The sequence below is a fragment of the Hymenobacter sp. ISL-91 genome (assembly GCF_018613725.1).
GTDB lineage: Bacteria > Bacteroidota > Bacteroidia > Cytophagales > Hymenobacteraceae > Hymenobacter.
Window position 1 is genome coordinate 37,225 of sequence record NZ_JAGGPS010000033.1, and the last position, 20,616, is coordinate 57,840.

Below are 20,616 nucleotides of genomic sequence, written 5' to 3' on the forward strand. Positions count from 1 at the left end.
GTCGCGCGGCCTACTTGGGGCACTCCTCCCGCGTCAGGGTTTCGTTGATGCTGATGGCGGCGGCACTGCCCTCGGCGGCGGCCAGCAGCGCCTGCTGCGTGCCGGGCGTATTGTCGCCGGCCGCGTACAGACCCGGCACCGTCGTCTGGTGCTGCTTGCTCACCCAAATGGCCCCTTTGCTGTTGCGCCGACAGCCCATTTCTTCGGCCAGCGCACTCCGCTGGTGTTGGTGGGCATGGATGAACAGCGCTTTGCGGACCAGCGGCTCGCCCGACTCGAATACCAGTTGGCGCAGCTCGCCGCTTGCCGTGCCTTCGAGGCGAAGCAGGGGCTCCTCGCAAACAGCAATGCCCTGGCGGCGCAGGCGGCGGCGGGCATGTTGGGTCAGGTTGGCCGGATCCTCCACGCACGCCACCACATCGGTGCTCCAGCGGCTCACCAGCAGGGCCAGACCGGTAATCAGCTTGGCCCGCCCGTACACGGCCAGCGGCTGGCCGCGGTGCTCCCAGCCGTGGCAGTAGGGGCAGTGCAGTACCCCGCTGCCCCATAGCTCGCGCATCCCCGGCAACGGCGGCAGCTCGTCCTCGACGCCCGTCGCCAGCAGCACCTTGCGGGCCGTGCGGGTGCTGCGGTGGCCAGTGGGTGCCTCCAGGGTCAGCTCGAAGTGCTTGCCGCGCCGGGTCAGACCTACCACTTTCGCTTCTTTGATCTCCACCGACTCGTAGGCCTGCAGCTCCGTCCGGCCCAGATTCAGGAGCTTGGCGGGCGGCGTCCCGTCGCGGGTGAAGAAGGCCTGCACGGCCGGCGAAGGGGCGTTGCGGGGCGGCCCCCCATCGAGCACCAGCACCCGGCGCAGGCAGCGGCCCAGCACCAACGCCGCGCTCAGCCCGGCACTGCCGGCCCCCACAATGGCTACATCGAAATCGGTAGGCACCCGGCCAAGTACGGAGCGGCGAACAGGAGGCATAAGGCAGGCTGGTGAAAATGCGAAGAGGAGAAACGCGTGAGCAGCCAGTATGGCTGGGAAATCTATACTTCTAAAGCCCTCCGCTGGTTTTGCGGTCAGACACGCAGTAGCCCCAAAAGCAAGCGTCCCCCCGCCGGGTGGCGGGAGGACGCTTGCTTACTCAATAACCAGCGAGTGACTATTGCTTGATGACGCGTTGGCTGAACGACTGACCGTTGCCCTTCACCTGTACCAGGTAGGTGCCGGTCGGCAGGCTGGTCAACTGCAGAGGCTCCACAGTGCCACCATTCTGGCGGAAGGTGCGCAGCACGCGGCCCGTCATATCTACCAGCGTTACCTGGTAGGTGCCGGCTGAGGCTCCGCTCAAGTCGAGCTTAGCATCCTGGGTAGCAGTGGCAGGGTTCGGACGCACGTCAATCAGCTTGCTGGCCGCAAAGGCGAAGCGCACAGCTTGCACTTCACTCAGAGCTGCGGTACCATCAGTGTCTACCTGGCGCAGGCGGTAGTACACCAGGCCAGCAGGGGCCAGGGCGGCTACCCGCGCATCGGTGAAATCGTAAGTGGTAGCCGATTGGGTCGAGCCCTGGCCTTTCACCTGGCCCACGGCCACAAAGCCGCGACCATCGAAGCTGCGCTCAACCACGAAGTGGTCGTTGTTTAGCTCCTGCGCCGTTTTCCAGTTGAGTTGGGCATTCAGGCCGGAAGCCTGGGCGCTGAAGGATACCAGCGTTACGGGCAGGGGTACTTTCTTATTCTTAGACCGGAAAATGGCTTCTAAGGCATCCAGTCCGGTCCCGCCTACCAGCGGGGCCGTAGAGGGCGAGCCTCCATAGGCTGGGTCGTACAAGTCTACTAGTCCGTTGAAGTTGTCGTCCTTATAGAACGGGCTGCCATTGTCGAGGAAATTCGGAATCTTATCCCCGTCGCTATCCTGCAGGAAGGCTGAGTTTCTTGGTCTGCCGGTAGTTGCAATGGCATAGTAGTCAGCCTTGCCCGGGTTATCAATGGCAAACTTGCGGGCTTTACTTACTATTTCGTCGGCTGCCTCTCCGTTGCCGTTCGTGTCAAAGCCTTCGGTCCAGTCGGCGGTCTGCTCATAAATCGGTTTGGCGCCATTGCCGGCATTGTCGCCGTCGGAGTCAAAGTCAAACATATCTACGCCTCCAACATTGTCGGTATTCACTACCGTCACGATAGCGCCGTTGCCTTCGTAAGCATCACGAATGCCGTTTCTATTGGTGTCGATATTGAAGTTGGCCTGGAGCTTATGATCGTTGTATTCCTTCGTCGTCTGCGCCTCTATCTCGTCCGTAATGCCGTCGTTGTCCGAGTCAATATCCAGGAAATTATAGTTTCTCACCGTCTGGCCGTTCCCGGTAAATGTATCACCATCATTATCGCCCGGGGTATATTTGCTCATGGCGTTAGTATCTTCTGTCACAGCGACACTGGTGCGGGTGCCGCTGTAGGTAACAAGAATTGCTTCTACTGCGTCCGGCAGACCGTTCCTGCCAACGCCAGCGCCGATACCAGCGGGTGGCGCAAAATTAGTGTTGTTGCTGGTTTGGTAAATACGTCCTTCATAGCGTCCAGTAGATGGGTTATAGCTGCTGGTTACGGTATATCTGTTATTAGTATTAGTGCCGGAAGTAGCCGAAAAAGAAAAGTCTGGATTACGGTTACCGTTGGCTTCGAAGGCATCGGTTAGACCGTCGCCATCAGCATCCAAGTCGAAGTGGTTAGGAATGCCGTCTAAGTCGATATCGAAAATGTCGTTTACTCCATCGTTGTTAACGTCGCGGAACATGCCCAGCACAGGATGCTCGTACTCTGCGTCCAAGTAGCGAATCGGGGCAGTGGCGTCAGCAAAAGACCCCGGGTCTACATTAGTAGTACCAGACATAGCTTCTACCACATCCAAAACACCATCATTATCATCATCTATGTCAACATTGTCCGTCACGCCATCACCGTCATTATCACAGACGCTTACAGTAATATAGGTCAGGTTGTTGGCTGTGCTTACAAAGCCATACACCCACGTGTTTACCGTTGCGGCATTACCAGGAGCGGTTGCATCGTTATTGCCCCAAGCGTGGGCCGGGCTGGTAGTGCCGTTCGGGCTACTGGTGTTCAGGGCCGCAACGTTGGTATCATCCCAGTACAGGTCATCGGCACCAGTTGCAGATGGCCTAATGTTACGTACTACAAAGCCCCCTTCGTTATTTTCCGCATCGTAGAGCGGAAAGTTGATGGTAGCACCTCTGTTTGTGAAGTTGTAGGTAATGGTCTGTCCGGCCGGTACACGCGTCCCGTTTACCAAGCCGTCCCAGATTATGGTTGCCGATGAGCCACCTATTACATTAGTAGTCAGGACGCGGGTATTGCTGCCGTAGGTGATATTGATATCAAAGCGGCCGGTTTCAGATGATGAGGTGGTAAAGGCTACTTCCGTGTTGCCGTTGCGGCAATAGGGCTGCGGAGTGATGGTTACCGTTGGCACAATGGCACTGGGCCATATGGTTGGGTCAGGGTCATTCACAAAGCTTGGGTATTGCGCGTAAGCCGTATTACCTTCTTGGCTTTTGCGCCGGTCAGCCACCGTGGTGCGGCCAGGAGCAGCCGTAGAGCCAAACTCGTTGGTAACAAAGAAAAACGCGTATGGACGCAAGCCGGCCAATTCAATGGCCTTTACGTAGTGCGTATTAGCCGCGCTACGGCTTTCAATGAGCGGGAAAAGTGTGAATTTGCTAGATAGCAGATTAGGTGCTCCTAACGATGAAAAAGCCCAGGACTTGCTGAATAGACGCCCGTTCTTCACTTGGCTGTCGGTACCAGTCACGGTGAAGTCCCATAGGTTATAAACGCTGTATATACGGTTAGCGCCACTGGTGCCAGTAGTACCGTTAACAAAGGTAGTATTACGGGTCTTCAGGTCGTTGAAGTTAGCTTGCGTACCGGAGTTAGTATACTCCCCTTCTTGCGTGAATTCAATGAAAAAGTCACGCGGAGCATTGGTATTGTTGACGTATTCCAAGGGCTCGTAGCCACCTGCGGCAGGAATAGGCCCGGCAAGCGCCTGGGCGTAATCGTCTATGACGCCAGCTTGGTTGGTAGCTAGCAAAGCAGAGTTGCCAGTCGTAGTCCGGTTTAGTATGTTTTGCTTGACAATAGTCCCGTCGCCTGTTCCGTAGCGGAGTGTCAGTACCAAGTTGCGGTAGCTGGAGCTGTTGTAGTTTGCATCATTAGCCCGCTGCACACCATAAGACAGCTTTTCACCCGGCAGTAGTCGTACGAATAGGCGGTAATCTTCACTGAAGGGTACCCCAGCGGGGCTGACCCAGCTGGCGGGCTTCAGGAAGCCGTAGGAGATGTCCACGCCGCCCGAATTCTGGTCGGAGTCATGCACCAGATAGCCGCACCGGTCATTGGTGGCAACAGTAAAGGCATTGTTATTGGTACCGGGCGTTAGGTTTTTGGAACCCTCTGCTTGCGCTGACAGACCGTTAAGCGTCAGCCATACCAGCACTAGTGTTACGATACGTAGGTGTGTTTTCACGAAAAGAAAAAAAGAGTAGAAGGTTCGGAGAATGAAGGAGAAGTAGTCGTTAGTGCTCAGCTATAAGTGAACAAATGTACTGCGCGGGGAAAGGATAAAACCTTTTTATTCGATAAACGTAGGTGGTGGCTCGGTAAACCGGGCAGTTAGCGGGTAGAAAAAACGGCGCGCCGGGAAGTTCAGCTCTGATGCTCAGATCAGTCTACCACTATTGGTGGCGCCCGATCTTACGAAACAGTTGCTACTGTCGGATTGCGGGCGGAACAGGAAAGAAGAGGTACACTACTGTGTAGCTTGATCTGTCGTAGGCGGTATTGTCTAACTACTGTTTCAGAACCCAGTGATACTCGCTTAGCGAACAGACAGTGAGGTTTCGCTCATTACCCCTGCTGCCGCCCACTCCGGTCCACCAGCTCCCGCACCTCGCCGTTAAAGCTCGCCTGCTCCGCCAACTCCTCCAGCGGCATATGGAAGCGGTACTTCCAGAAGTGGGTGGGGTTGCTGGGCACGTTGATCTGCTCGGCCAGCGGATCGGCGCGGCGTAGCTCGGCGCTGAGCGCCACCACATCCTGGAGCGGGAAAATGGCCCACATGGCGGGCGAGTGCAGGTGCTGCTCCAGTATTTCGCGGGCCACCCAAGGCTCGCAGAATGCCGGGGCCGCCTGCTGCCAGTGGCCCAGCGTGGTTTCAAAGAACCGTTGGGTTTGGGCACGGTCTTCCTCCCACCAGCCGCGCAGGGTGCTCATGTCGTGCGAGCCGGGGCTCACTACGCTCAGGTAAGGCGCGGTGCCGGGGTGGCCGAACTCGGTGCTGGGGTCGGAGGGCATGCGCTGGATGTGCAGGCCCAGGATGCCGAGGTCCTTCATCACGCCGGGCACCGAGGCGGGCACCATGCCCAGATCTTCGCCGCAGATGAGCATGTTGGTGGCCCAGCGTACCGGCGGCAGCTTGGTGAGGCCCTGCTCGCGCCAGAAGCCCTCGTGGCGCTGGTAGAAAAAGTCGTTGTACAGCGCCTCCAGGCGAGGGCGGCTGGTCTCGTCGAGCTCCCGGAACGAGCGGCTTAGTGTAAGCGTGATGCGCGGGTGGTAATGGCCGGGCTGCTGGTCGTCGGGCACCAGCAGCACCTCGTTGGCCAGCCCAAACAGGCCGGTGCGCAGCCAGCGGTAGTAGTCGGCGTGGGCCGGGTCGGCTTCCAGTTTCTCGTTGATAACGGCCTCCGTTTGGCGCTGGGTGCGCACAAACTCCTTTAGGCGGATAATGCCGTGGCCGGCGTCTTCCATAAACTCATCGAACACCACCTGCGCCTGGCCACCGAATACTTCCTGCACCACGTGCCAGCGGATGTAGGGCTCACACAGTCGGCCGTAGTCGAACCAGCCCAGGCGCTGCTCAATTTCCTGCTGCGAGAAGGGCAACGCGGGCGAGAAGTGGCCCAGCAGGCCCTCCACCGAGTGCGCCGGAATTTCCCAGATGCGGAAGAAGCCCAGAATATGGTCGATGCGTAGCGCGTCGAAGTAGCGGGCCAGGTGGCCCATGCGCTGCTGCCACCACTGGTAGCCGTCGAGGGCCATCTGCTCCCAGTTGTACGTCGGGAAGCGCCAGTTCTGGCCGGTGGTCGAGAAATCGTCGGGCGGGGCGCCGGCCTGCTGGTGCAGGTGGTACAGCTCGGGCTGGGTCCAGGCATCCACCGAGTGGCGGTAGATGCCAATGGGCAGGTCGCCCTTCACTACTACGCCCCGCTCGCGGGCATAGGCCACGGCCTCGCGCAGCTGCTTATCCAAGTGATACTGAAGGAAGAAGAACAGGCCGAACTCGTCGAAGTCGGCGCTGGCCTCATCGGTAAGCGCCGCTACCTGGGCCGGCGTGCGGTACTCGGCGGGCCACTGGCTGAAATCGGCCGTGCCGAACCGGTCGCGCAGGCCGCTGAAGGCCGCGTAGGGCAGCAGCCAGGCCGCCTGCTCGGCGCGGAAGGCGTGGAAGTCAGCATCGGCCAGGAAAGCCTTTTTCTCCTGCTGATACAGCTGGCGGATAAAGCGCCACTTGGCGGCCATCATGGGCTCGTAGTCCACAAAGTTGCGGGCGTTGAGCTCGTCGCGCAACTGGGCCAGCTCCTGGCGGGCCGCCGGGTCGCGCAGCTCGGCCACCGCCTCCAAATTAAGGTACTGCGGGTGCAGGGCAAACACCGAAATAGCGGCGTACGGGTAGCTGTCGACCCAGGTGTGGGTGGCCACGGTGTCGTTGATGGGCAGCACTTGCACCAGCTGCAGGCCGGTAGCCACGGCCCAGTCTACCAGCAGTTTCAGGTCGGGGAACTCGCCTACGCCCAGGCCTTGGCGGCTGCGGAGCGAAAACACGGGCAGCGCCACGCCGGCCCCGCGCCAGGGCGCAGTCGGGTAGCGGTACTGGTTGTCGGCGAGTATGCGCAGCGTCTGCTGGTTGGTTTCGGGGGCCAGCAGCCGGTCGTCGCCGGCCTCCAGGTCCACGACCTGGCCGGTGCCGGGGTCCCGGATGCCGTACTTGTAGCGGGTTTCGGCCTCGGGCGTGGCCAGCATTACATCGGCCGTCCAGGTAGGGTAATCGGCATCCGACAGCACCAGGGCCCGGGCGGCATCCCAGGCGCCCAGGGCTGCGTCGGAGCCCAGCACGCACAGCTGTTGCCCGGGCTCCACGCGCGGAGCTGTCAGTTGGAAGCGTACGGCCGGGCCAGCCGTAGCCGGGGCTGCCGGAGCCGCCGGGGCAGGACGGCGGAACAGCGCCTCGGTGAAGGCGGCCGTAAATAGCTCATTTTCGGGCTGGGCCGGCGCGCGCCACCAGTCGGCCAGCACCAGCCGGCCAAAGGGGGCTGCCGCAGCGGGCAGCTCGCGGTTAGGGCCCCACTCCCAGTGCCGGCCGCCGTCGCGCTCATCGAGCAGCAGATACTTATAAGTGGCCCCGGCCAACTGGCCGGCCGCTACCTCCAGCTCCCGGGTCCAGTGGCCGGAAGCAGCATCGTAGTGCAAAGCCAGGGCAGCCTCGGGAGCCCACTGGCCCAGCGCGGGCAGCGAGCCGCAAACCACCAGCTGCTGGCCCGGTTCGGTGCGGTAAGGGAGGGTAAAGCGAAGAATCATCAGATAGCGTAGTCAGGTAGAAAAACCGGCCCGCAAGATACAGGTTAATAGGCTGGAGCGGCGGATTTTTGCCCCGAAAATCCGCCTATTGTGCTCCGAAAACTGTGGCAAACCGTTCTGCCAATGCCGCATTATCGGCCAGGCGGTGTCCGGTTGACAGGGCTCGAAAAACGACTATATCGGTCGGTTTAAACACTGCACCGGCCGATTACCGGATTACTGGTCGGTAGCGGGTTGGCGGGGCCCACTCGACAGTAGGTAGGACCGGGGCGGCCAGCCGTGCTTTAACGGGCAAAGCCAGCCAACCCGACGCCCGTTTTTTTCGTTTGGCTGACTTAACGGCTGGCCAACCGCGGGAAATCACGGCTGGTCCAGCCTGCAGCCCTTACTGGGCCCTGCATCTCTTCAGACTTCTACTTCTCGTCCTTTGCCGGTTTATCTGCGTCGTATTCTCTATGCCCTGCTCGGGCTTGTCGGGCTGATTCTGCTGTTGCTGGTCGGCCTGTTTTTATACGTTCAGACGCCTTCGGGGCAGGATTTTGTGGCCAGCCAGGCCCAGAAGTACCTGCGCGACAAGCTGCAGACCGACGTGCGCATCGGCAAGTTTCGCTCCGACCTGCGCAACACCATCAGCTTCGACGATGTGTATCTGGCCGACCAGCAGGGCGACACGCTCGTGTCGGTGGGCCACCTGGGTGTCAACATTGATATTTTCGCGCTGCTCGATTCTAAAATCAAAATCAGCAGCCTGGAGCTCAACGACGGCCGCATTGCCATCAGCCGCACCGAGCCCGACAGCATCTCCAACTACGACTTCATCCTCAACGCCTTCGCCACCGGCGACACGGCCACCACAACCCCCACGGCGGCTGACACCACCGGCGCGGGCTTCACCTACGACATCGGCGACGCCAAGCTGACCAACATTCTGCTCACGTATAAGGATGCGGTGGATGGCCTCGACCTGCGCACGAAAGTGGGCGCGCTGGCCTTGAGCATGGACGAGGTGGACGTGGACAACTCCATCTATAAGGTGAACGAGGTGGCGCTGAAGAACACGACCATCAACTTCGCGCAAACCAAAATCCCGCCCGACTCACCCGCCGACACGGCAGCCCTCACGCTGCAGTTCGGCCTGCGCAAAGCCCGGCTCGATAACGTGGCCCTTACGTACCGCAACCAGCCCTCGGCCCAGTACATCAACACCCGCATCGGCGAGGCCGAAATAACGGCCGACAACATCGACCTGATTAACAGCCGCGTGGCGCTAGACAAGCTCACGTTGCGCAACACTACGTTTGCCTACGCCCAGAACGAGGAAGTGCCCACCGAGCAGCGCGTCATCAACCCCGCCGAGGCCGTGCGCGACCTCAACAAGTCGGTGGAAAACGCTACCAACCAGGAAGCTAGCTGGGTTGTCACGCTCAACGAGTCCGACATCAGCGGCGTGGATGTGGCCTTTGACAATTTCAACGAGCCGCGCCTGAAAAGCAAAGTGCGCGGCATGGATTACAACCACCTCAAGTTCAGCAACCTCACGCTGAATACCGAGAACCTGCGCTACTCCGAAAACAGCACCACCGGCCGCATCATGCAGCTCTCGGGCCAGGAGCAGAGCGGTTTTGCCGTGACCCGCGCCCAGGCCGACGTGGTATTCGACTCGACCCAGACCCGCCTTGATAACCTCGACCTCGTAACGCCCCACACCCGCATCCGGCGCACGCTGGCCATGCAGTACCAGAGCCTCGACGCCATTGCCGACGACCTGGCCAACCTGCGGCTGGAGGCCGATTTGCGCGACACCCGCCTGGGCTTCCGTGACATTCTGTACCTGGCGCCCGACCTGATTGACACGCCGCCCTTCACGACCGGTCCCAACCAGTCGGTGCTGCTGAGCGGCAAAGTGAGCGGCCGGGTAAGCGACCTGCGCATTCAGGGCCTGGAAGTAGTGGGCCTGCGCAACACCCAGCTGGTGGCCAGCGGCCGCATTCAGGGCCTGCCCGAAACCGACCGTCGCCTGTACGCCGACCTCAACATCCAGAAGTTCGTCACCACCAACGCCGACATTCGGAGCCTGGTACCCCGGGGCACGATTCCGGCCGGCTACTCGCTGCCACCGCTTATGCGCGTGAGCGGCACGTTTAAGGGCCGGCCCACGGCGCTGGTATTCGATACCGATTTGAAGGCCACCACCACCTATGGCAACCTGGCCGCCCAGGTAAACGTGGGCGCGGGTCCCGCAGGCCAGGAGCCGGTGCGGGCCGTGTTCAGCACCCAGCAGCTGAATGTGGGCAAGCTCATCGGCGACCCGACCATTGGCACCGTTACGGCCAGCAGCACGCTGACGGGCCGCGGCGGCCTCGACCCCAACCAGCTGCGCGGCCAGCTGAACGCCAACGTGCAGCAGGCTACCTACAACGGCTACACCTACCGCGGCATCGTGGCCAAGGTTGACATCGACCGCAACCGCTACGTGGTGGATGCCAGCAGCAAGGACGACCCCAACCTCAACCTCGATCTGCTGGCCACCATTGACCTGCGCAACGCCTCCAACCCCACCTATACCGTCGACCGGCTGAACCTGCGCGGGGCCAACCTCACGGCTCTGGGCTTTTACACCGGCGGCAACCTGAGCGTGCAGGGCGACTTGCAGGCTAACCTGAGCGGCTCCGACCTGAATACCATCAATGGCACGTTCTCGGGCAACCGCATTGCCATTGTGAGCGACGGCAAGCCGTTTGTACTCGACTCGGTGAGCGGGCGGATTCTGCAGCGCACTGGCCGCACCGAGGTGGACTTCGCCAGCTCGGTGGCCGACCTCACGCTGCGCGGCAATACCCGCCTCGGCGACATTGCCACGGCCCTGGAGCAGCACATCGACCGCTATTTCGCCCTGCCCGGCGTGCAGTACCGGCCCGGCGGGCCTTACCGGCAGTTCACGTTTGAGGCCCAGGTGAAGGAGCCCAAGGTGTTCAGCGCCTTCGTACCCGACCTGCAGCAACTCACGCCCTTCAAGCTTACGGGCAGTTTCGACAGCCGCGAGGCCGACCTGCGCCTGAATACCCGCATTGCCCGCATCAAGTACGCCGGTTACCAGCTCGATTCGTTGCGCTTCGCCGTGTCATCCGACCCCCAGAAGCTCGACTACGGGCTGCGGCTCGACCAGATTACCCAGGACACCACGCTCAACCTGCCCAACCCTACCCTGAATGGCAGTATTGCCGACAACAAGGTGGGTACTGAGTTGCGCATTGCCCGCAACGACAGCACCGTAAACCTCGATTTGGGCGGCGTACTGCAGGTGTATGAGCGGGGCACGACCTACGGATTCAGCTTCGACCCCAAGCTGATACTCAACAACCAGCAGTGGGCCGTGCAGCCGAACAACGAGCTGCGCTACAACATGAACACCGGCGCTATCCGGGCCGAGAACGTGCTGTTAAGCCAGGGCGACCAGCGCATTGCCCTGCAGACGTTGGCCGGTGCCGGCTACCCGCTGCAGGCCCAGTTCAGTAACCTCAACCTGAATGCGCTGGCCACCGCCGGCGGCCTCCAGGATTCGCTGGTGGGCGGCATGCTCAATGGCCAGGCCGTAATAAAGTCGCTGGGCCAGCCCAACATGGGCTTTACGGCCGATGCCAGCCTGCGCGGGCTGGCCTACAGCAAAACCCTGCTCGGTGACTTGGCCCTGAAAGCCAGCAACCCCGCCGCCGACCGCTACAACATGGACCTGCGCCTGACGGGTGGCCCCAACAACAACGATGTGCGCGTGAGCGGTGACTATCTGGCCAGCGGCGCGCTGGATATGCAGGCCGACGTCGCACGTTTTGCGCTGGGTACCGTCGAGCCTTTCTCGCTGGGCGAAATCAAGGAAACGACCGGTTACCTGAGCGGCCAACTCGATATTGCCGGCACCGCCTCGGCGCCCGAAGTGCGCGGCAGGCTGACCACCAACGACGCGGGCTTCACGCTCAGCCAACTCGGCGCGCCCTTCACGCTGCCCCGGCAGGATCTGACATTTGATGAGCAGGGCATCCGCCTCAACGACTTCGTAATTCTGGACTCGCTGCAGAACCGGGCCGTGGTGGACGGCTATGTGCTGACCCAGAACTTCATCGACTATGGCTTCCGGCTCGATGCCACGACCGAGGACTTTATTGCCGTGCAGAGCAGCCAGCGCGACAACCCACTGTTCTGGGGCAAGCTCATCGTCGATTCGAAGTCGCGCATTACCGGCGACCTGAACCTGATGAAAGTGCGTACCACGGCCAGCGTCGAGGAGGGCTCGAATTTCTTTGTGGCCGTGCCCAACGACGAAGCCGACAAAGTCAGCTCTGAGGGCATTGTGGAGTTCGTGGACAAGAGCGCCCCGATTGATACCATGCTGCTGCGGCAGCTGGCCCGCCAGGATTCGGCCAAAACGGCCTCCGGCTACGACATTGCCGCCACCATCACCGTTACCGACGAGACGCCGTTTACGGTTATTATTGATGAAGCCTCGGGCGACAACCTGAAAGTGCGGGCCAACGGCACACTCAATACCGCCATCGATCCGGTGGGCAACATCACGCTCAGCGGCCGGCTGGTGGTGGAAAGCGGCAGCTACCACCTTTCGCTCTACGACGTAACCGAGCGCGACTTCCAGATTGCCGAGGGTAGCACCATTACCTGGTCGGGCGACCCTTACAACGGCATTGCCGACGTATCCGCTATTTACGTGGCTAAGGCCGCGCCCGCCGAGTTGCTTTCGGGCCAGGGGGTGAGCGATGAAACCCTGAAATCGACGGCCCGCAATACGCTGCCCTTCAATGTATACCTGAACGTAGACGGGCAGCTGCTTCAGCCGGCCATCAGCTTTGATATCCGACTGCCTGAGGATTCGCGCTCCGACCTGCGTACCCAGATTGAGAACCGACTGGCCCAGCTTCGCCAGCCCAGCCAGACCGACGAGCTGAACAAGCAGGTGTTCTCGCTGCTGGTTCTCAACCGCTTCCTGGCCGAAAATCCTTTTGAAAGCAGTGGCGGCAGCATCGTGGCCGACCAGTTGCGGGGCAGCGCCAGCCAGGTGCTCACCGAGCAGCTCAACAAGCTAACCGGCTCCTACCTCTCCAACCTGGGGGTGGAACTGGGCGTGAATTCGCAGGCCGATTACTCTTCGGGATCCGAAAAAACCCGCACCGACCTGAACGTAGCCGTGCGCCGGCAGCTGTTCAACGACCGGGTAACCGTGCGCTTGGGTACCGATGTCCCGCTGGCCGGCGGCAACCAGGCCAGCACCGGCCAGCAAAGTGTGAGCAACTTCGCCGGCGACGTGAGCATCGAGTACGATATTCTGGCAAACGGCCGTCTGCGCCTGCGTGCTTACCGCAACAATGCCTACGGCGACATCGACGGTCAGTACGTGCGCAACGGTGCCTCGCTGATTTACCAGCGCGACTATAAGAACTTTGCCGACCTGTTCAAGGGTATCGACAAGGATGTGAAGGAGCGCAACAAAGAAATCCGCAAGGAGCAGAAACAGGAGAAAAAGGCCGCTGCCGACTCGGTAAACACTACTGCCATCGTGCCCCGTCGCGACTCGGCTCGGGTAGCCAACCGGAAATAGGGGCAGTTAAAAATTGAAAAGAACGTCGTGCTGAGCGTAGCCGAAGCATCTCTACCGCAGTGGTAACCCTTGCGTTAAGAGTAGTATTGCAGTAGAGATGCTTCGCCTCCGGCTACGCTCAGCATGACAGCCGTCATACCAAAGAATTCCTCGTCCGTGCCTCAACTTCAACCTCACCGCCCCTTGTTTTCCCGCTTTACCCGCTCCGGTCGCCGGTTGGTGGCGGGGTTGCTGCTGGCCGGGCTGGCCGGGTGTAGCGGCCTCAAGTTTATTCCCGACGACGCCCGCCTCTACACGGGGAGCACTGTGACGCTCAAATCGAACACCGGCACCCCGATTCCGAACGAAGCGGCGGTGCAGACCCAGCTGGAAGCCGTGATTTCGCCCCAGCCCAATGCCTCCATTCTTGGGATGCGGCCCAAGCTGTATTTCTGGCACATGGGCGTGGGCAAAATGAAGGGCCTGGGCCACTGGCTGGCCAACAAGTACGGCGAGGAGCCAGTGCTTTTCAGCGAGGTAGATACTGCCCGCGTGGCGACCCTGATGCTCAACCGCCTCAACAACGACGGCTTTTTCAAGCCCGAGGTGCGCAGCAACATAAAGCTTGAAGCGCGCACGGCCGCGGTCGATTATGAGGCCCGCGTTAACCAGGTGTACCGCATCAAGGAAATCTTCTTCCCCGAGCGCGACACCCTGCTCGACCGCGACATTCGGGCTACCCAGGCCGGCTCGCTGTTGAAAGTAGGCGACCCTTATGATTTGCAAACCTTCGTCAACGAGCGGATACGCATCGATAACGAGCTCAAGAACAAGGGCTATTACTACTTCGCCCCCGATTACCTGCTGTTTCAGGTAGACAGCACCCTCGATAATCAGGTGAACGTGTACCTGAAGGTGAAAGGCAGTATTCCGGCCAACGCCGCCCAGCCCTACGTGCTCAACCGCGTGGTGCTCGACACCGACTATACGCTCCAGGACACGACGATGAACGAGACGCCCATCCGATACCAGGGCTACCGTTATTACCCCGACGAGTCGATGTTCAAGGCCAAGGCCATTACCAATGCCGTGTTCCTGTATCCCGACAGCCTGTACCGCCGCCGCCGCGCCGACCAGACGCTGAGCCGGCTGATGAGTTTGGGTACCTTCCGCTTCGTCGACCAGCAGTTCCGGCCCGCCCGCAACAAGCCCGACTCGCTGCAGTACGGCTTCCTGAACGCCATTGTACGAATGACGCAGGTGCCCAAAAAGTCCATTCGGGCCGAGGTGCAGATGAACGTATCGAACCTGTTTGTGGGGCCGGGCGTGTTGGTGCAGTACCGTAACCGCTCGGCGCTACGTGGGGCCGAGCAGTTGCTCATCAACGCCAAAGCCTCCGTAGAAACCGGCCAGGGCGAAGCCCTGTCGGGGGTGACTTCCACCCAGTACGGCATCGATGCCCAGCTGCTGGTGCCCCGTCTGATTACACCGCCCTTCAATTTCCGGCTGCTCAACTCCGACTTTCAGCCCCGCACCTTCTTTGAGGCTGGCGTGAAGTATGTCGACCGCACCAAATTTTTCACGCAGCAGGTGTTCAATGCGGGCTACGGCTACACCTGGAAAACCAAGCTCACTAACGAGCAGCGCCTGCAGCCCATCGACCTGCAGTACGTGCGTCTGAGCAATACCCAGCCCGTATTCGAGAACCTACTCAACAAGCGGCCCTTTCTCAAGCAGAGCTTCCGGCAGCAGTTCATTCTGGGTTCCTCCTACACCTACACCTACAACCAGCAGGTGCTCGAACAGCGCCGTAACCAGATTTACTTCAGTGGTGGCGTGGAGCTATCGGGTAACCTGGCCTACCTGCTGAAAAGCCTGAGCGGGGCGGCAAAAGAACCTGAGGGCGACCAGCAGGTGTATAAAATAGGAGGGCAGCAGTTCTCGCAGTACTCCAAGGTCAACCTGGAGTTTCGTAATTATTACCGCACTAGTAGCAACCCCACCAGCGGTAACAAAATAGCTGGCCGGCTGCTCATCGGGGCGGGCCTGCCCTACCTCAACTCGCGGGTGCTGCCTTATTTCAAACAGTACGGCATTGGTGGCCCCAATAGTGTGCGGGCCTTCGCGGCCCGGGGCGTGGGGCCGGGTACCTACCGCGTGCCCCTCGAAAACTCCAACGGTGGCTTCTACGACCAGGTGGGCGACATCCGGCTCGAAGGCAACCTGGAATACCGGCACGACTTGTTTCCGTACGTGAAGGGCGCCGTATTCATTGATGCAGGCAACATCTGGCTGGTAAACCCCGACGCCAGCCGCCCCACCTTCGACAGCAGTGGCAAGCCCGACGGCAAAAACGGGCAGTTCCAGTTCAATTCCTTCTTCAAGGAGCTGGCCGTGGGCGCGGGTGTGGGCATCCGCATCGATGTGCAGTTCTTCGTCATCCGCCTCGACGCCGCCATACCCATCCGCTACCCCTACGCCAACACCGATGGTCAGTTTTCCGTCGACCCAACTATCCCAGCTCCTCCGGGCAAAGTCTTCACTTTCGAGAAAAGTCTTACCGGCATCGGCGCCTACCGGCTCAACATTGGTATTGGCTATCCATTCTAAGCTGTTAACAAACCCAGGTTGTGGAGGTCGGTGTAGGGGCGGGGCTTGTCCCCGCCCGCCGTTCACGCCNNCCCCTACACCGACCTCCACAACAGAAGCTGGCAAGTCAGCAGCTTCCGTCTGGCAGAGTTATCATCTCACAAAAACGAAGAAGGGGCCGCACTCAACCGAGTGCGGCCCCTTCTTCGTTTCTCAGCCAACAGATAACAGCTACACCTCGGCCGTCATGCGCATCTCTACCGGCGCACCAGTGGTTTTGCGGGTGGGCACCACGGTTACGCGCACGTATTTCGAGGTGGGCGTATTGCTCTTTTTGGCCACGCTGCCGATGGGGATGAGCGGGTTGGCCTCGGGGAAGTAGGCTGATACGTTACCGCGCGGAATGTCGTAGGGTACAGCCACAAACTTCTCCACCGTGCGGTCCTGTCCTTCGAAGTGGCTGGTGATGTCGATGAGGTCTTTGGCCTGCAGGCCGCGGTCGGCCATGTCTTGGGCATGCATAAACAGCACGCGCCGCTCGTTGTGGATGCCCCGGTACCGGTCGTTGTAATCGTAGATGGTGGTGTTGAACTGGTCGTGGCTGCGCACGGTCATCAGAATCAACTCATCGGCTCCTACCTCGTAGCGCTCCAGCTCGGTGGTCGTGAAGTGGGCCATGCCATCCTTGGTCGTGAATTTCCGTTCGCGGGGGCCATTGGGCAGGTAAAAGCCGCCCGGCCGCCGCAGCTTCTCGTTGAAATCCTCGAAGCCCGGAATCACCCGCGCAATATGGTCGCGGATAACGTCGTAGTTCTCCGTCATGGCCACCCAGTCGGCAATGTTGGTTTTCTCGCCCAGCGTGGCAATGGCTACGCCGGCCAGAATGGCCACTTCGCTCAGCATCTGGCCCCGTAACGGCTCCAGTACGCCCTTATTCTGGCTCACCACGCCCATCGAGTTTTCGCACGAGGTCATCTGGTGGCCGCCTTTCTGCATGTCGATGTCGGCGTGCGTGAAGCAGGGCAGTAGCAGGGAGGTTTTGCCTGTGGTGAGGTGGCCGCGGTTGAGCTTGGTGCCTACAAACACGGTCAGGTTCTGCTTGCGCATGGCCTCGGCAATGTATTCGGTATCGGGGCCGGCCGCCAGCAGGTTACCGCCCAAGCCGAAGTACACCTTTATTTCTTCGCGGTGCATGGCCTTAATGGTATCTACCACATCAAGGCCATGCTCGGTAGGCGACGTGAAGTTGAACTCCGCGCCCAGCTTATCGAGGAAGCTCTGCGGCATTTGCTCCCAGATACCCATCGTCCGGTCGCCCTGCACGTTGGAGTGGCCCCGCACCGGGCAGGTGCCGGCGCCCGGCTTGCCAATGGCGCCCTTCATCAGCAGCAAGTTTACCAGCTCCTGAATCGTTTGCACGCCCTGGCGCTGCTGCGTAAGGCCCATAGCCCAGCAGATAATAATCTTCTTCTTGTTGGCCAGCAGGTTGGCGGCCTCCAGCAGTTCGGCGCGCGAAATGCCGCTCACCGTTTCAATATCCTCCCAGCTCGTGGCCTTGATGTTGGCCATAGCCGACTCGAAGCCCTTGGTGTATTTGTTGATGAATTCGTGGTCGAGTACCTGGCCGGGGTTGAACTCCTCAGCCGCCAGCAAATGCTTCATAATACCCCGCAGCAGCGCCATATCGCCATCTACCCGCACCTGCAGGTACACGTCGGTAATCACGGTGCCGTTGCCCATTAGCGCGCCCAGCGCCTTAAAGGGGTTCATGAAATCCTGCGGGTTCTTGAAGTGGTTCAGGCCGGCCTCAATCAGCGGGTTCACACTGATGATTTTGGCCCCGTTCTGCTTGGCCAGCTGCAGGGCGCTCAGCATCCGCGGGTGGTTGGTGCCCGGGTTCTGGCCGATAATCATAATGACCTCGGCTTCGTGGATGTCGTTGAGCGTAACCGAGCCTTTGCCCAGCCCCAGGGTGCTGCTCAGGGCCGCGCCGCTGCTTTCGTGGCACATGTTCGAACAGTCGGGCAGGTTGTTGGTGCCAAACTGCCGGGCGAACAGCTGGAACAGGAAGGCCGGCTCGTTGGGTACCTTGCCCGAGGTATAAAACGCGGCCTCATCGGGCGAAGCCAGCGCGTTCAGCTCTTTGCCAATCAGCTCGAAGGCCTCGGCCCACTCGATGGGCTTGTAATGGTTGTCGCCGGGGCGCAGCACCAGCGGATGGGTGAGGCGGCCGGCATTGTTCTGGTCGCGGTCCGTCATTTTCGACAGCTCGGCCAGGCTATGGCGGGCGAAGAACTCGGGCCCGCAGGCCTTGTCGTCGGCATCCGAAGCCGTGGCTTTCGCGCCGTTCTCGCAGAACTCGGCAATCGAGCGGTGATGGTCGGGGTCGGGCCAGGCACAGCTCGAGCAGTCGAAGCCGTCCTTTTGGTTCATGTTCAGCAGGCCGCGAGTACCCCGGTCGAGGCCACCCTCGCTCCAGCTAAACGACATGCTCTTAATAACGGCCGTTACACCAGCCGCCACCGTTTGGCGCGGCTCCAGCTGCAGGCCCGTGAGGGCCTCGGGCGGCTGGGCCAGGATGGGGTGGTTGTACTTGGCGTTGGCCACATCAGGGGCTTTTATGGGGTCGGGCACGGTGTCGCGGTTGGTGGGGTTGTAGTTATCGGCCACCGGGGCCTGGCCCTGGTCGGGCCGCTCGCCACTTTTAGGGGCATTTTCGGCTTGCTGGGCGTTAGCCTGGCCCGCTTTGGTGGGGTCGTTGGCAGGAGAGTTTTCCATGGAAAGGCGAATAGCAGAGGTGGGATGGGAGAAGTGGGCAGAACCGAAGCGGCACACTCAATGCGCGCACCCCAGGTCCTTCTCTACCAAGATAAGCAGGAATTGGTTTTCAGCCACTTCCAGTTTTGTACGCAAACTGATTTCCTCCGCCGACTCGGCCCAGGCTCTGGCCTGCGCCGCCGGCACCAGCACCCGGATGCGGCCCGGCTCCTGGCGCACCGTCAGCGCGGGCACGTCGGTGGCCTGCTCCAGCGAGTACCGCAGCTGCCCGGCCGCGCCCGGCCCCAGCGCCACAGCCGTTTCCAGCCGCCCGGCTTTTTGGAATTCGGTTACCTCCTCGGGTTCGAGGCGCAGGCGCAGGGAGTTTTCATCGAGGCGGAGCTTCATGACTCTCAATTTAAAAGTTGGTTCTGCTGATGGCCCTCCGCGGGCGCCTCACCCCCTAGCCCCCTCTCCAGGGGGAGAGGGGGGACTAGTTTTTAGCTTTCCAGAATTAGAGCAGCCACAACTAAACTAAAAACTAGCTTCTAGTTCTCCCTCTCCTTTTTCGGAGAGGGGGCTAGGGGGTGAGGCGCCCGCAGAGGGCGTCACCCAATCCGCTCGGGGTGGGTGTAGATGTTGAACCGCTGCTGGCGCACGAAGCCGCAGAGCGTCATCCCAAAATCGTGGGCGGCGGAAACGGCCAGCGAGGAGGGCGCACCCACGGCGGCCATCACGGGGATGCCAGCCACGGCCGCCTTCTGCACCAGCTCGAACGAGGCCCGGCCACTTACCAGCAGCACCGCGTTGTGCAGCGGCAGCTGGCCGGCGAGCAGCGCGGCGCCAATTACTTTGTCGAGGGCGTTGTGGCGGCCCACGTCTTCGCGCAGGAGCAGCAGCTCGCCGCTGGCCGAAAACAGGGCCGCCGCGTGCAGGCCGCCGGTTTGCTCGAACAGCTCCTGCGCCTGGCGCTGCCGCTCGGGCAAAGCGTGGATTACGGCTATGGGCACCTGCAGCCCGCCGGCGGGCAGGCGCGGACAGCCGGCGGCGTGCACGGCGGCAATGCTGGTTTTGCCGCACACCCCGCAGCTGCTACTGGTGTAGAAGTGGCGCTCCAGCCGCGGCAAATCGGGCTGCACGCTGGGGGCCAGCTCGGCCCGCACCACGTTTTCGCGCTCTTCGTCTTTGGTTACATCGGGGCAGTAAATAATGCCCTGCAAATCCTGGGGGCCGGTCAGCAGGCCTTCGGTGAGCAGGAAGCCGGCAGCTAGCTCGAAATCGTGGCCGGGCGTGCGCATGGTAATGGCCAGCGTGCGGTGCTCGCGCTGCCCCAGCGGCCCGAAGCCCACCCGGATTTCGAGCGGCTCCTCGGCGGCCAGCACATCGGTGGCCGGCTGCACGGTGGCGCCACGCACCTGCTGCACGGTGGCGTATTCGTAGCTGGTGGGCGGAAGCAGGGTTTGCATGGCGGAAGGCAGGGAAGTGGGAGCGTAAGGAAACCAACATACGGCTTTCCCTTATGTTCCGCCGCTTGCCCGAACGAAACACGCCGCCCGGATTTCTCCAGGCGGCGCGGTGTTAATCAGAAGTTAAAGCAACGCCCCCAAACGCCCACCAGCCGCTACCGGGGCGGCAGCGGCTGAGGAAACGAATGGTTCGGTGCTTACTGGGATTCCTTCGGCTACTGCTGGCGCGTGGGTAGCGGAGCGTATCTTGTGCTTCCTCCTGCCGGGAAGCTTCACTGCTCACTCCCAAACGAAAGATGCCGCCCGGATTTCTCCAAGCGGCGCTGTGTCAGTTTGCCGCTTTGCGAAAGTGTAGGTATAACCTCCACCTCAAGGCCGACTGTACATTATACTATGCTAAATTCTCACCAGACAGGCTACCCTAAACTCACTGCATAATAAGGAGAGAGAACGAATTCAAAGGCAAGGAACCTTTGCTTTGATACGTTCGTATAGAAGGAACAGGATATAAAAAAAAAGTTTTGCAAGACCTTGCATAGTGCTTAAAAATTAGCACCTTTGTACCAGCTCATCGACCATGTGTCGAA

General features: G+C 60.7%; 8 protein-coding genes. 2 read left to right on the forward strand and 6 right to left on the reverse strand.

Features of this window, described 5'->3' with window-relative positions; genetic code table 11:
• Positions 1 to 10 precede the first annotated feature (10 nt).
• The 3 genes from J7E24_RS13450 to J7E24_RS13460 all read right to left on the reverse strand — a co-directional run bounded on the left by J7E24_RS13450 (position 11) and on the right by J7E24_RS13460 (position 7,633).
• Complete coding sequence (locus J7E24_RS13450; protein WP_215138672.1) at positions 11 to 967, reverse strand: NAD(P)/FAD-dependent oxidoreductase; 957 nt, start codon at positions 965 to 967, stop codon at positions 11 to 13.
• 178 nt (positions 968 to 1,145) lie between these two features.
• Positions 1,146 to 4,526, reverse strand: coding sequence for a T9SS type A sorting domain-containing protein (locus tag J7E24_RS17915; protein ID WP_215138673.1), 3,381 nt, complete (start codon positions 4,524 to 4,526; stop codon positions 1,146 to 1,148).
• A gap of 380 nt (positions 4,527 to 4,906) precedes the next feature.
• Positions 4,907 to 7,633, reverse strand: a complete 2,727-nt coding sequence (locus tag J7E24_RS13460; RefSeq protein WP_215138674.1) for a 4-alpha-glucanotransferase — start codon at positions 7,631 to 7,633, stop codon at positions 4,907 to 4,909.
• A 427-nt stretch (positions 7,634 to 8,060) separates the two neighbouring features.
• Between J7E24_RS13460 and J7E24_RS13465 the strand changes: the two genes are divergently transcribed.
• Entirely contained in the window at positions 8,061 to 13,238 is a 5,178-nt protein-coding gene (locus J7E24_RS13465; protein ID WP_215138675.1) for a translocation/assembly module TamB, read from the forward strand.
• Positions 13,239 to 13,421: 183 nt separating this feature from the next.
• On the forward strand, positions 13,422 to 15,827 hold the full coding sequence (locus tag J7E24_RS13470; protein WP_215138676.1) for a BamA/TamA family outer membrane protein: 2,406 nt from the start codon (positions 13,422 to 13,424) through the stop codon (positions 15,825 to 15,827).
• A gap of 210 nt (positions 15,828 to 16,037) precedes the next feature.
• Here J7E24_RS13470 and J7E24_RS13475 read toward each other — a convergent pair whose 3' ends face one another.
• From J7E24_RS13475 to fdhD, 3 genes are all read right to left on the reverse strand, one after another.
• Positions 16,038 to 18,584, reverse strand: coding sequence for an FdhF/YdeP family oxidoreductase (locus J7E24_RS13475; RefSeq protein WP_215138677.1), 2,547 nt, complete (start codon positions 18,582 to 18,584; stop codon positions 16,038 to 16,040).
• A 57-nt stretch (positions 18,585 to 18,641) separates the two neighbouring features.
• Positions 18,642 to 18,971: a DUF7009 family protein gene (locus J7E24_RS13480; RefSeq protein ID WP_215138678.1), complete on the reverse strand. Its 330-nt coding sequence runs from the start codon at positions 18,969 to 18,971 to the stop codon at positions 18,642 to 18,644.
• Between the two features lie 200 nt (positions 18,972 to 19,171).
• Positions 19,172 to 20,029 (reverse strand): formate dehydrogenase accessory sulfurtransferase FdhD, encoded by an 858-nt coding sequence (gene fdhD / locus J7E24_RS13485; protein WP_215138679.1) that lies wholly within the window; start codon positions 20,027 to 20,029, stop codon positions 19,172 to 19,174.
• Between the last annotated feature and the right edge of the window lie 587 nt (positions 20,030 to 20,616).